Origin of the sequence: Paraburkholderia sp. Ac-20347 (genome assembly GCF_017104805.1) — a bacterium.
Classification (GTDB): domain Bacteria; phylum Pseudomonadota; class Gammaproteobacteria; order Burkholderiales; family Burkholderiaceae; genus Paraburkholderia; species Paraburkholderia tropica.
The window spans coordinates 1-12,324 of the sequence record NZ_JAAGPN010000242.1 but is presented as its reverse complement, the minus strand read 5'-3'; the positions used below and the strand labels follow the sequence as shown (position 1 = coordinate 12,324).

Genomic DNA, 12,324 nt, shown 5'->3' with positions numbered 1-12,324 from the left:
GCAGCACGGCGCAAGCCCGGCGGCGCGGCGCATCGCGCGCCTGCTCGATCCCCAGCAGCCCGCGCTGGGCGCCGTGCTGGTGGTGACGGCGCTGGTGCCGCTGTGCGCGGCCGTGTTCTCGTACGTGCTGAGCAACCTGCTGCGCGGCGATCCGCTCGTGCAGATCGACCAGTCGGTGCGCCTCTTTCTGCATTCGATCCACACGACCTGGGCTGACGACGTGCTCGCGCGCGTCGAAACGCTCGGCAGCAATCTGACGCTCGCCTTGCTGGTCGTGACCGTGACTGCGTGGATGGCGCTCGAACGGCGCTGGCGCACCATCGCGTACTGGATGCTGGCCGCGGGCGTCTCGCAGGCGCTCATCCTCGTGCTGCGCATTCTGATCCATCACGATGTCGGCGCGGCGGCGCACGTGGGCGCGTACGTGTTCCCGAGCGACCGCGTGGCGTCGATGGTGATCGTCTACGGCTTCATGATGTTCCTGCTCGTGCGGCGCGTGAACACGCCGCAGGCCGCCGTGGTGGCGACGCTCGGCAATGCGATCGTGGTGTCGGTGACCTTCGCGGGCCTCTATTTCGACCGCTTCCTGTTCTCCGACGCGATCGGCGGCGCGGCCTTCGCCTCGATCTGGGTCGCGGCGGTCGTGCTGCTCTCGCTGTGGCGCTATCCGCAGCGTCCGCCCGAGCACAACGTCATGCCGTCGATCGTGCTCGCGGTGCTGGTGCTGGCGTTCGTGCTGCAGCGCGGCGCGGCCGGGCACGTCGCGTCCGTGGAATCGCGCGACGAAGAACCGCCGGTGACGGTGAGCCAGCTCGCGTGGACCGACACGCTCTGGCGCACCTTCGCGTGCTATCGCGTCGACATGAAAGGCGAGCGCCGCGAGCCGATGACGCTCCAGTGGGCCGCCAGCGCCGCCGACCTGAGCCACGCGCTGCGCGACGCGGGCTGGCGCGAGGGCACGCAGTTTTCGGTGAAGAGCGTGCTCTCGCTGGTCGCGCCGAACGTCGATGCGCTCTCGCTGCCGCTGCTGCCGAAGCTGAACAACGGCCAGCCGTCGCCGCTGGTGTTCGCGCGCGTGCATCTGCCCGACGATCCGCAGCGGCCCGGCAGCCGCCGCGACGTGCTGCGCTTCTGGCCGACCGGTTATGCGCTCGCGCCCGACAACACGCCGATCTGGGTGGGCTCGCTCGTGCACGAACGGCTGCGTCGCGCGTCCTGGCCGTTCAACGTGCTGACGACCTACGTGGATCGCGACAACGACGGCAGCGACCAGGTCCGCCGCCCCGACCTGGCCGCGCCCGGCGAGCCGCCCGGCTGGCGCGTCACGACGATGCCGGGCAGCGAAGGCTGCGAAGGGCGTCCGGTCATGCTGGTCGTTTCCGGCAACCACTGAATGGGCGCGGCGATTCAGCGCACCGGCTGGCGGTGCACCGATCGTGGCGTTCGCGGCATGCGCGCCATTCGCCGGATCTACTGCGCGCCCGGCTGAGCCTGCGACTCGGCCCAACTGCCGCTGGCGTGGAAGCGGTCGATGCGCGAGCGTGCGTCGGCGTAAGCGGCGTCGAGCGCCGCATCGGGCCCGACGTAATTACGCATCAGATCGTGAAAACGCACGCTGCGCCCGTCCAGATGCGCGTCCGCGCCGTGCCGGCAGATATAGCCGCTGTAGTGGAACAGCGGCTCGGGCGAACGCGGCCCGAATGCCGGAATCGGCAATACCCAGATTTCGAAGCCTTCATGCTCGGTGTGATCCCACATGACTGATCTCTCCGCGGACAGGACAGGTCTATCGTCGCACGCGCGCCTTTTACCTGCAAACCGCCTGTTTCCGCGAGTTTGATTACACTATGCGGCACTGGCCCCCACGCTCCCCACGCGCGCCCGGCAGGGAACCGAAAGCTTCCCGCCCGCGCGCAGCCGCTGCGTGCGCGGTGCCGTATCCGCATCCGACTTCACGAGCGAAACCCCACACCATGACGCCGGCCTCACTCACGCAGGAACCGCAGTCCGTCTCCAGCGCCGTCACCCGCAGCGCGTTTTTCATCGTCCTGTCCGTCAACGAGGATGCCGCCAGCCGCGCCGCCGTGCGCGCCTGGTGCGCGGACGTCGGCAATCTCGTGCGCGCCGTCGGCAAACGCGTGCCCGCCGGCAACCTCTCGTGCGTGGTCGGCTTTTCGTCCGACGCATGGGACAAGCTGTTCGGCGAGCCGCGTCCCGCCGAATTGCACCCGTTCCGCGAATTCGGCAAGGGCGAGCGCGTGGCCGTCGCCACGCCGGGCGACATTCTGCTGCACATTCGCGCCGACGAAACCGACCTCTGCTTCGAACTCGCCACGCAGCTCATGAAGAAGCTCGACGGCGCGGTCACGACCGAGGACGAAGTGCACGGCTTCCGCAACTTCGACATGCGCGCGATGATCGGTTTCGTCGACGGCACGGAGAATCCGACCGGCAACGAAGCGGTCCATTTCACCGTGATCGGCGAAACCGAAGATCCGGAATTTTGCGGCGGCAGCTACGTGCTGGTGCAGAAGTACCTGCACGACATGAAGGGCTGGAACGCGCTGCCCGTGGAAGCGCAGGAACACATCATCGGGCGCACCAAGCTGCAGGACATCGAACTCGACGAAGACGTGAAGCCGAGCTGGTCGCACAGCTCGCTGACCACGCTCGACGACGCCGACGGCAACGAGATCAAGATCCTGCGCGACAACATGCCGTTCGGCCGGCCGGGCTCGGGCGAGTTCGGCACGTATTTCATCGGCTACGCGCGCTCGCCCGCGCCCATCGAGCAGATGCTGGAAAACATGTTCGTCGGTTTGCCGCCGGGCAACTACGACCGCCTGCTCGACTTCAGCCGCGCCGTGACCGGCGGGCTGTTCTTCGTGCCGTCGCAGCCGCTGCTCGAAGCGCTCGCCGACCACGAACCGGGCGCGGCCGCCACCATCGACACGCCGGACGCCTCGGCGCCGGACACGCAAACCGAGACAGCCGCCGCCAACGCGGACGGCTCGCTCGCCATCGGATCACTCAAAGGAGCACCCCGGTATGAATAACCTCCATCGCGAGCTGGCGCCCATTTCCACGGCCGCGTGGTCGCAGATCGAAGAAGAAGTCGCGCGTACCTTCAAGCGCTCGCTGGCGGGCCGCCGCGTCGTGGACGTGAACGGCCCCGGCGGCGCCGCGCTCGCCGCGGTCGGCACCGGCCATCAGAACGGCATCGAAGCGCCGCTCGACGGCATCCGCGCGCGCCAGCGCGAAGTGAAGGCGATCGTCGAACTGCGCGTGCCGTTCGAACTCTCGCGCGAAGCCATCGACGACGTCGAGCGCGGCGCGGAAGACTCCGACTGGCAGCCGGCGAAAGACGCGGCCACGCGCCTCGCGTTCGCCGAAGACCGCGCGATCTTCGACGGCTACAAAGCCGCGCAGATCACGGGCATTCGCGAAGGCACGTCGAACCCGCTGCTGCCGATGCCCGCCGACATCGCCGATTACCCGACGGTCATCGCCAAGGCGCTCGAACAACTGCGCCTGCAAGGCGTGGATGGCCCGTACGCGGTGCTGCTCGGCTCGGACGCCTACACGGCGGTGAGCGAGGCGAGCGATCAGGGCTATCCGATTCTCGAACACATCCGCCGCCTCGTGAACGGCGAGATCATCTGGGCGCCGGCGATCGAAGGCGGCAGCATTCTCAGCACGCGCGGCGGCGACTTCGCGCTGCATCTGGGTCAGGACGTGTCGATCGGCTATGCCTCGCACGACGACAAGAGCGTGAAGCTGTATCTGCAGGAAAGCTTCACGTTCATGATGCTGACGTCCGAAGCGTCGGTGACGGTGACGGCGGAGTAAGCGCGCGCGTTGCACTTAACGCACGTGCATGACGCACACGCAAAAAAAGGGGCGCTCGCAGCGCCCCTTTTTCATTTACACCTTCCGTCCACGCTTCACTGATAGAAGTTCAGCGTGACCATCGCCGAGCGGCCCGGCGCCCAGGTCGCGTAGATCGGATACGCGCTCTGGTAGTACTTCTTGTCGAAGATATTGTTCACGTTGAGCTGCAGGTCGATCTTCTTCGAGACGCGCCACGTCGCCGAGGCGTCGAAACGCGCGTAGCCCGGCGTCCACTTGCGCGAGGTCGCCGACACCGACGCATACGTCAGGCTCGACACCGTCGCGCCCGCGCCGATGTTCAGCTTCGGCAGCACGTCGTAGCTCGTCCACAGCGTGAAGTTGTGCTTGGGCACCATCACCATCGGCAGGCCGGAGAGCGCCGGGCTCGTCGGACCCGCGTTGGTCGTGATCGCGTCGAGATACGAATAGCCGCCGAACACGGCCCACTTTTCCGTCACGTTGCCCGCGAAGCCGAATTCGAAGCCGCGCACGCGCTGCGAACCGGCGTTGATCGTGCCACCCAGGCCATCGCTCACGCGTGCGTTGGTCTTGTCGGTCTGAAACAGCGCCGTCGTCAGCGACAGACGGCGGTCGAGCACGTCCCACTTCGCGCCCACTTCGATATTGCGCGAACGCTCCGGCGCGAGATCCTGATTGGTCGCCACGAGCTGGTCGGTGCCGCCGCCCAGACCCGAGTTCGAACCCGGCGGATTCGCCGACGTGCCGTACGACGCGTACAGGCTCACCGTGTCGATCGGCTTGAAGACGAGGCCGAACTGATAGCTGAACAGGTTCGACGTGTTGTTCAGATTCGCCACGCCCGCTTGCTCGGCCGTCACGTCGTAACGGTCGAAACGCACGCCCGCATTGAAGATCCAGCGCTGCGAAAGCTGCACGCTATCGAACAGATACGCCGAGGCGGTGTTGGTCTGCGTATGCGTCGCCGGGCCGGGGAAGCTCTTGTCGCCGTTGAGCAGCACGCTGCCGGTCCACGGATTGTTCGGGTTCCAGCTGCCGAGCGGCGTGCAGTTGTACGCCACCGAGCACGGGCCGCCCGAGCGGATGTTGTTGCCCTTCGAATCGGTGACGAGATAACCCTCGTAGAGATCCTGCTCGTGGCTGAACTCCACGCCCGCCGTGAGCGTGTGGTGCATGCCGTAGAGATCGAACTTGCCGTTCGCCTCGGTCTGGTTCGACACGCTGTTGGTCGCGTACTTGCCGCTCTTGGCCTGCAGGCTCAGCAGATTCGGATTCGTGCTGGAGATCTGCGGATTGGTCGCGAGATAGTCGAGCGTCGAGCGGCCGAACATCGTCGTGTTGTGGATCTTCCACGCGTCGTTGAAGCGGTGCTCGACCTTCACTTCACCCGTGTCGGTCTGGCCGTAGCGATAGTCGCGCGAATTCAGGCCGTAGAACTGGCTGCGGTTGCTCGGCACTGGCGTGCCGCCCGTCGAACGGAACGGCACGCTGAAGTCGGGCATGTCGTAGCTGCTCAGGTGGTAGTAGCTCACCGTGACCGTGGTCGGCGAGTTCAGGCCGAACGCGATCGACGGCGCCACGCCCCAGCGCTTGCTGTAGACGTTGGTGCGGCCCGCCTGGTCGGCGTCGTGGCCCATCGCGTTCAGGCGGAACGCGGTGGTGTCGTTGAGCTGCTGGTTCCAGTCGATGGTCGCGCGGCGATAGCTGTCGGTGCCGAGGCCGATGCTGCCGTTGATGAAGCTGTCGGCCTGCGGCGTCTTGGTCGTGATGTCGATGCTGCCGCCGACCGAGCCGCGCCCCGCGTACACCGAGTCCGGGCCCTTCACGACGCTGATGTTCTCCACGTCGAAGGTCTCGCGGTTCTGCACGCCCGAGTCGCGCATGCCGTCGACGAAGATCGAGTTGCGCGACTCGAAGCCGCGAATCACCGGACGGTCCGCCGACGGATTCGCCGCCGCGTCGCCGCCGAGGAAGGTGATGCCCGGCACCGTGCGCAGCGCGTCCTGGAACGTCGAAACGTTCTTCTGCTTGAGCACTTCTTCCGGAATCACCGTGATCGAGCGCGGCGTGTCGATGAGCGGCGAAGTGAACTTGTACGACGAAAGCGTCTTCGTCTGCATCTCCGACGGCGCCGAGGAGCTCACCTTGACGGCGGGCAGCATGGCGTCGGCGGCGTTCGGCGTGGGCGTCGTGGCGGCGGCGGGGTTGGATGCGGTGCTGGCGGATGCGGGCACGGCCGGCGCAGCTTGCGCATGCGCGGCGGTCGCGGCGAAAAATCCGGAGCAATAGAGGGCTGCGACGGACGCGACAGTGCGCATCCGACTCGGGAAGTGAGCGGACATGGTGAGCGGCTTGATCGAAGGCGGAGACGGGATAGCGCCGGGCGACACGCGCCACGCAGCACTTCCGGACCCCTGTGATTTATGTTATTTGCAAATGCGTATGATTCTCATTTGCCATCGCAATTGTAATTACATGTTACTTTTCTGTAAACACTGATTACTGAATATTCAACATCGATGGCATCGGGGATCGTCGGCGACGGCAAGGCGCGCGGCTCGCAAAGGCCGGAATACGGGGATGAGGCGGGTGGCGGGCGACTGATCGGCGCTGACCGGCGAGCCATGTCAGGACGCGCCGGGAGCCGGTATGATGGCGGGCCGCGCTTCGCGCGCCGCCCTGCGCGGCGAGGCGCCCACGCATTCATTCACGACGACTCAGAGGAAGACCGCCATGACGGCAGCAACGCAATTCGACCAGGTTTCCGTAATCCGCAAGGCCAACGTGTACTTCGACGGCAAGTGCGTCTCGCACACGGTGCTGTTCGCGGACGGCACGCGCAAGACGCTCGGCGTGATCCTGCCTGGCCAGCTGAACTTCGGCACCGACGCGCCCGAGCTGATGGAAGTGCAAGCCGGCAAGTGCCGCATCCGTCTGGACGGCAGCGACGAATGGAAGACGTACGCGGCGGGCGAATCGTTCTCGGTGCCGGGCAAGAGCCGCTTCGACATCGACGTGGTCGAAACGCTCGATTACTGCTGCAGCTATCTGTGAACGCAGTAAGCGCGTCGAGCGTGTAAGCGCGCCGCGCTCAGACAAAAACGCCCGCCGTGCCTTGCGCACGGCGGGCGTTTTTCATGGCGTCGAGATCACGCGCCCAGATCCGCCAGCGGATGCTCCTGCGCGCGCCACGGCGACGCGAGAAACTGCTGCACACGCGGCTCGCGCAAGTCGGCTAGCGTCGCGGGCGTCCAGCGCGGCGTGCGGTCCTTGTCGACGAGATGCGCACGCACGCCCTCGCAGAAGTCGCCCTCCTCGATCGCGTGCACGACGATGCCCAGCTCCATGCGGAAGCTCTCCGCGAGCGTCACGTGACGGCCGCGCAGCAGCGCCTCGCGCGTGACTTCGAGCATCGTCGGCGAATAGTGCGTGAGCGCGTCGAGCGTGGCTTCGCGCCAGGCGCGCGCGTCGCCGGGCGGCTCGCCTTCGAGATCGGCCCGCAGCGAAGCGACGATCTCGCCCACGCGCGCGTGCGGCTCGAAATACCGCGCGATCAGCGGCTCCAGCGCGGCGAGCGGACTCGCGATCGCGTCGTGTCCTGACGTCTCGAACACCTGCCGCAGCCCGTTGTACACGCCGCCGTCGAACGACGCCTGCGCGAGCCGCGCCTCGTAGCCGTCGAGCCAGTCGCCCGGCACGCAGACATCGGCGAGATGCAGATGCAGCGCGTCCGCGCCATTGAGCAGCGCGCTGGTGAGTCCCACATACAGCTCCATGTGCGCGGGCATGCGAGCGAGAAAATGCGTCGCGCCCACGTCGGGCAACAGGCCGATGCGCGTTTCCGGCATCGCGATCTTCGTGCGCGTGGTCGCCACGCGCAGCGACGCCGCCTGGCCGAGCCCCATGCCGCCGCCCATCGTCACGCCGTCGAGCAGCGCGACGACCGGTTTGTCGAAGGTATGCAGCGCGTAATCGAGCCGGTATTCGTCGACAAAAAACTGCTGCCAGCCCTCGTCGCCGAGCCGTTCGCCCGCGCGTGCGAGCCGGTCGATCGCACGCACGTCGCCGCCCGCGCAAAAGCCCTTCGGACCCGCGCCTTCGAGCACGAGCGCAACGACCTCGGGATCGTGACGCACGCGTTCGAGCAGCACGGCCAGCTCGCGCACCATCGCATGCGAAAGCGCGTTGAGCGCGGCCGGACGATTGAGCGTAATGATCGCGACGCGATTGACCTCGCGGTACAGCACCTCGCTTTGGCCAGGCGATAGCGCTTCCGTTTGCGCGGATGTTTCCGCCGCCGCGTGCCGCACGGCTTCCGGTCGTGCATTCATGACTTAGTTCTCCATTTCACTGTGCCAGCGCGGTTTGCGCTTCTCGAGAAAGGCCTTCACGCCCTCGCGCTGATTGGGCGAATCGAACAGATCGACGAAACGCTCGCGCTCGACCGCCAGCGCCGCGCCGCGCGGCACGCCGTTGCGCGCCTGATGGATCAGCGCCTTGCTCGACGTGACCGCGTGCGGACTCAGCCCGGCAACGCGCGCCGCCATCGCGAGCGCGGCCTCGCGCGCCCCGCCCCGCGGCACGACTTCTTCGACGAGACCGATACGCAGCGCCGTGGCCGCGTCCACGCGCTCGCCCGTGAGGATGATGCGCTTGGCCCAGCCTTCGCCGACGAGCCAGGGCAGCGTCTGCGTGCCGCATCCGCACGGCAGCAAACCCACGGCGGGCTCGGGCAGCGCGAGCTGCGCCTGTTCCTCGGCCACGCGGATATCGCACGCCAGCGCGCATTCGAGCCCGCCGCCCATCGCATAGCCGTTGATCGCCGCGATGGTCACCGCGCGCGCGTTTTGCAGCGTTTCGAAGGCCGCGCCGAACGCCGTGGCCGCCGTGCGCGCGGCTTCGCGGTCGCCATCGGCGAAAGCGTTCAGATCGGCGCCCGCGCTGAAAAACTTCGGCCCGCTGCCGGTGACGACGATGGCGCGCACCTGCGCCTCGCGGTCGAACGCTTCAATGACCTGCTGAAGCTGACGCAAGCCATCGACGGTGAAGGCGTTCGCGGGCGCGCGCGTGAGCGTGACGAGCGCAACCGCGCCCTCGTGCACGTATTCGAATTCGATCATGGCGTGACTCCGTGCGCGCGGGCTCAACCGCGCAGTTCGGGGAAATCCTCTTCCCAGTATTCGTCGGGCTGGCGCGCGGTGTCGGGCGTGCGATCCATCTCGCGGCGACGCAGTTCCACACGGCGGATCTTGCCCGAAATCGTCTTCGGCAGATCGCTGAATTGCAGCCGCCGAATGCGCTTGTACGGCGCGAGTTTCTCGCGCGAAAAACGGAACACTTCGCGCGCGAGATCGGGGCCGATCTCGTAGCCCTGACGCACGATCACGAACGCCTTCGGCACCGAGAGACGCAGTTCGTCGGGGCTCGGCACGACGGCCGCTTCAGCAATCGCTTCGTGCTCGATCAGCACGCTTTCGAGTTCGAACGGACTGAGCCGGTAATCGGACGACTTGAACACGTCGTCGGCGCGACCGACGTAGACGTAGTAGCCGTTTTCGGCGCGCATCGCCACGTCGGACGTGTGGTAGTAGCCGTTGCGCATGGCGTACTCGCTCGCCTTCGCGTTGTTCGCGTAGCCGGTCATCAGGCCGAGCGGACGCAGCGTCGAATCCGGCCCGAGCGGCAGCGCGATTTCGCCTTCGTTCGCGGGCTGATCGTCGGGATCGACGAGTTCGACGCGATAACCCGGCAGCGGCCGCCCCATCGATCCGGCCACCACGGGCTGGCCCGGCGAATTGCCGATCTGGCAGGTGGTTTCGGTCTGGCCGTAGCCGTCGCGAATCGTGATGTTCCAGGCGTGACGCACGCGCTCGATGATCTCGGGATTGAGCGGCTCGCCCGCGCCGACGATCTCGCGCAGTTTCACCGGATAGCTCGCGAGCGGCTCCTGCACGAGCATGCGCCACACGGTCGGCGGCGCGCACAGCGTGGTCACGCCGCATTGCACGATCGCGTTCAGCGTCTCTTTCGGCACGAAGCGCGCGTAGTTGTAGACGAACACACAGGCCTGCGCATTCCACGGCGCGAAGAAGCAGCTCCACGCGTGTTTGGCCCAGCCTGGCGAGCTGATGTTCCAGTGCACGTCGCCGGGCACGAGGCCGATCCAGTACATCGTCGACAGATGGCCAACCGGATAGCTCTGATGCGTGTGCTCGACAAGCTTGGGCTTCGAGGTCGTGCCGGACGTGAAGTAGAGCAGCATCGGATCGCTCGCGCGCGTCGGGCCGTCGGGCACGAACGCGGCGCTGGCCGCATAGGCGCGCGACAGATCGATCCACGGCGTGCCGACGTCCGGCGCGCCCACCGCGATGCGCTTCACGTTCGCGTCGAGCGTGTCGAACTTCGCGAGTTCCGCCGCATCGACCACGACGTATTGCGCGCCGCCCGCTTCCACGCGCTCGCGCACGTCGTCGGGCGAAAGCTGCGTGGTGGCGGGCAGCACCACGGCGCCGAGCTTCATCGCCGCGAGCATGACGTCCCAGAGTTCGACGCGGTTCGGCAGCATCAGCAACAGACGATCGCCGCGTCCCACGCCTTGTTCGCGCAGGAAATTCGCCACGCGCGCCGAGCGTTCGGCCATCTGCGCATACGAATACTGCGTGCCGCCGCCTGCGAGATCGTCGACGATCCAGAGCGCCGGATTCGCGTTGCCGCGCGCGATCACGTCGAAGTAATCGAGCGCCCAGTTGAACGTGTCGAGCTTCGGCCACGCGAATTCCGCGTAAGCGCGCGCGTAGTCGGTGCGGTGACGCTGCAGCAGATCGCGTGCGTCGATGAAGGCCTGCGCGGAAGGGGTGAACCCGGTCATCGTCGTCTCCAGTTGCTATCGTTATTTATTTAGCCATCCTTTCCATCTTCAAAGCTGCCGCGCGATCACCATGCGCTGCACTTCGCTCGTGCCTTCGTAAATCTGCGTGATGCGCGCGTCGCGGTAATGACGCTCGACCGGATAGTCGTTGAGGAAGCCGTAGCCGCCGTGAATCTGGATGGCGTGCGAGCACACTTCTTCGGCCATTTCCGAGGCGTAGAGCTTGGCTTGCGACGCCTCCGACAAACACGGCTTGCCGAGCGTGCGCAGACGCGCCGCGTGATGCACGAGATGGCGCGCGGCGTTGAGGCGCGTATGCATGTCCGCCAGCATGTTGGCCACACTCTGATGCTTGATGAGCGGCTCGCCGAACTGCACGCGTTCGTGCGCGTAAGCGCGCGCCGCATCGAAGGCCGCGCGCGCGATGCCGAGCGCCTGCGCCGCGATGCCGATGCGTCCGCCTTCGAGATTCGACAGCGCGATTTTCAAGCCCTCGCCGCGCTGGCCGAGCAGGTTCGCTTCGGGAATCGCGCAATCGGTGAAGGTGATCGGACAGGTGTCCGAGGCGCGGATGCCCATCTTCTTTTCGGGCGGCCCGACGTTGAAACCCGGCGTATCCGTGGGCACGACGAACGCGGAAATGCCGCGCTTGCCCGCCTCGGGATCGGTGACCGCGAACACGATCGCGAGGCTCGCGCGCGCGCCGTTGGTCACGAACTGCTTGTTGCCGTTGAGCACCCACTGGCCGTCGCGCAGCTCGGCGCGCGTGCGCAGATTGTTCGCCTCCGAACCGGCCTGCGGCTCGGTCAGGCAGAACGCGCCGATCATCTCGCCGCTCGCGAGCTTCGCGAGCCAGCGGTCTTTCTGCGCGTCGGTGCCGTACTGGAGGATCGGGCCGCAGCCCACCGAGTTGTGCACGCTCATGAGCGTCGCGCACGAGGCGCAGCCCGCGGCGATCTCTTCCATCGCGAGCGCGTAGGCCACGTAATCGGTGTACGAACCGCCCTGCTCCTGCGGCACGATCATGCCGAGCAGGCCCAGTTCGCCCAGTTGCGCGACGACTTCGTCGGGCAGCTTGCCGTCGCGGTCCCATTGCGCCGCGTGGGGCGCGAGGCGCTCGGTCGCGAAATCGCGCGCGGCGTCGCGGATCATGCGCTGATCTTCGGTGTAGAACTCGTCCATGTTTGTCCCCTTCATGTCTCGTGCCGTGCGGCGCGTGGCGCGCATCGGCGTCGCCCACAGCCTCGTTGCCACTGTGGCCCCGGCTGCGCACCACTGCAAGGCTCGCGAAAAGTTTAGGCATCGGCGCACTGGCATTCGATGCCCGCCACGATCAAACTGACTGAGCGGATTTACCATATCGTCTGCGATAACCCCACCGGAGGCCAGTCCTTGCAGTCAGGGAAAACCAGCAGAGTGAGCGAAAAAGGCACGATCGCGATGAGTCTCGTCAACGAGACGCTGGCGCTCGCGCGCGCCCAGGGGCTCGATGTTTCACCGGTGCTCGACGCGGCGGGCATCGGCGCGGACCTGCTCGACGCGCCGCGCGCCCGCGTGAGCGCGGCGCAATACGGCGCGCTGTGGTC

At 66.7% G+C, this 12,324-nt stretch carries 11 protein-coding genes; 5 read left to right on the top strand and 6 right to left on the bottom strand.

All coding sequences use genetic code 11. The features are described 5' to 3' along the window. The coding region (locus G3N97_RS30765) for an LssY C-terminal domain-containing protein (RefSeq protein WP_205996712.1) at nt 1-1,393 on the top strand (1,393 nt) is incomplete at its 5' end. Between the two features lie 77 nt (nt 1,394-1,470). Here G3N97_RS30765 and G3N97_RS30760 read toward each other — a convergent pair. Continuing rightward, a complete protein-coding gene (locus G3N97_RS30760; RefSeq protein ID WP_205996710.1) occupies nt 1,471-1,758 on the bottom strand; it encodes a hypothetical protein in 288 nt (95 codons plus the stop codon). Between the two features lie 215 nt (nt 1,759-1,973). Between G3N97_RS30760 and G3N97_RS30755 the strand changes: the two genes are divergently transcribed. Together G3N97_RS30755 and G3N97_RS30750 are read left to right on the top strand one after the other, a co-directional pair. After that, nucleotides 1,974-3,056, top strand: coding sequence for a Dyp-type peroxidase (locus G3N97_RS30755; RefSeq protein WP_205996709.1), 1,083 nt, complete (start codon nt 1,974-1,976; stop codon nt 3,054-3,056). Next, nucleotides 3,049-3,849 carry a family 1 encapsulin nanocompartment shell protein gene (locus G3N97_RS30750; protein WP_065057709.1) on the top strand — a complete coding sequence of 267 codons (801 nt, stop codon included), beginning with the start codon at nt 3,049-3,051 and terminating at the stop codon, nt 3,847-3,849. The genes G3N97_RS30755 and G3N97_RS30750 overlap by 8 nt, the downstream gene beginning before the upstream one ends. 95 nt (nt 3,850-3,944) lie before the next feature. Here the strand turns inward: G3N97_RS30750 and G3N97_RS30745 are convergent, their stop codons facing one another. Then, the gene (locus G3N97_RS30745; protein ID WP_205996707.1) at nt 3,945-6,212 is read right to left on the bottom strand and encodes a TonB-dependent siderophore receptor; all 2,268 of its coding nucleotides are present in this window, start codon (nt 6,210-6,212) and stop codon (nt 3,945-3,947) included. Between the two features lie 391 nt (nt 6,213-6,603). Between G3N97_RS30745 and G3N97_RS30740 the strand changes: the two genes are divergently transcribed. Then, entirely contained in the window at nt 6,604-6,924 is a 321-nt protein-coding gene (locus tag G3N97_RS30740) for a pyrimidine/purine nucleoside phosphorylase (RefSeq protein ID WP_065057737.1), read from the top strand. A gap of 95 nt (nt 6,925-7,019) precedes the next feature. Here G3N97_RS30740 and G3N97_RS30735 read toward each other — a convergent pair whose 3' ends face one another. From G3N97_RS30735 to G3N97_RS30720, 4 genes are read right to left on the bottom strand one after another with little or no spacing between them, the layout of a single operon-like run. Then, complete coding sequence (locus G3N97_RS30735) at nt 7,020-8,201, bottom strand: enoyl-CoA hydratase/isomerase family protein (protein WP_205996706.1); 1,182 nt, start codon at nt 8,199-8,201, stop codon at nt 7,020-7,022. A 3-nt stretch (nt 8,202-8,204) separates the two neighbouring features. Beyond that, nucleotides 8,205-8,990, bottom strand: a complete 786-nt coding sequence (locus tag G3N97_RS30730; protein ID WP_205996704.1) for an enoyl-CoA hydratase — start codon at nt 8,988-8,990, stop codon at nt 8,205-8,207. 23 nt (nt 8,991-9,013) lie between these two features. Then, nucleotides 9,014-10,738 carry an AMP-binding protein gene (locus G3N97_RS30725; RefSeq protein ID WP_205996702.1) on the bottom strand — a complete coding sequence of 575 codons (1,725 nt, stop codon included), beginning with the start codon at nt 10,736-10,738 and terminating at the stop codon, nt 9,014-9,016. Between the two features lie 48 nt (nt 10,739-10,786). Continuing rightward, a complete protein-coding gene (locus G3N97_RS30720) occupies nt 10,787-11,920 on the bottom strand; it encodes an acyl-CoA dehydrogenase family protein (protein ID WP_205996719.1) in 1,134 nt (377 codons plus the stop codon). Between the two features lie 258 nt (nt 11,921-12,178). Between G3N97_RS30720 and G3N97_RS39710 the strand changes: the two genes are divergently transcribed. Further along, on the top strand, nt 12,179-12,324 hold a 146-nt coding region (locus G3N97_RS39710; protein WP_241030933.1), incomplete at its 3' end, for an AraC family transcriptional regulator ligand-binding domain-containing protein.

Excerpts from the sequence above, each read along its gene's own strand:
- G3N97_RS30745 (WP_205996707.1), bottom strand. The coding sequence starts at position 6,212 with ATGTCCGCTCACTTCCCGAGTCGGATGCGCACTGTCGCGTCCGTCGCA.
- G3N97_RS30730 (WP_205996704.1), bottom strand. The coding sequence starts at position 8,990 with ATGATCGAATTCGAATACGTGCACGAGGGCGCGGTTGCGCTCGTCACG.
- G3N97_RS30760 (WP_205996710.1), bottom strand. The coding sequence starts at position 1,758 with ATGTGGGATCACACCGAGCATGAAGGCTTCGAAATCTGGGTATTGCCG.
- G3N97_RS30740 (WP_065057737.1), top strand. The coding sequence starts at position 6,604 with ATGACGGCAGCAACGCAATTCGACCAGGTTTCCGTAATCCGCAAGGCC.
- G3N97_RS30750 (WP_065057709.1), top strand. The coding sequence starts at position 3,049 with ATGAATAACCTCCATCGCGAGCTGGCGCCCATTTCCACGGCCGCGTGG.
- G3N97_RS30735 (WP_205996706.1), bottom strand. The coding sequence starts at position 8,201 with ATGAATGCACGACCGGAAGCCGTGCGGCACGCGGCGGCGGAAACATCC.
- G3N97_RS30755 (WP_205996709.1), top strand. The coding sequence starts at position 1,974 with ATGACGCCGGCCTCACTCACGCAGGAACCGCAGTCCGTCTCCAGCGCC.
- G3N97_RS30720 (WP_205996719.1), bottom strand. The coding sequence starts at position 11,920 with ATGGACGAGTTCTACACCGAAGATCAGCGCATGATCCGCGACGCCGCG.
- G3N97_RS30725 (WP_205996702.1), bottom strand. The coding sequence starts at position 10,738 with ATGACCGGGTTCACCCCTTCCGCGCAGGCCTTCATCGACGCACGCGAT.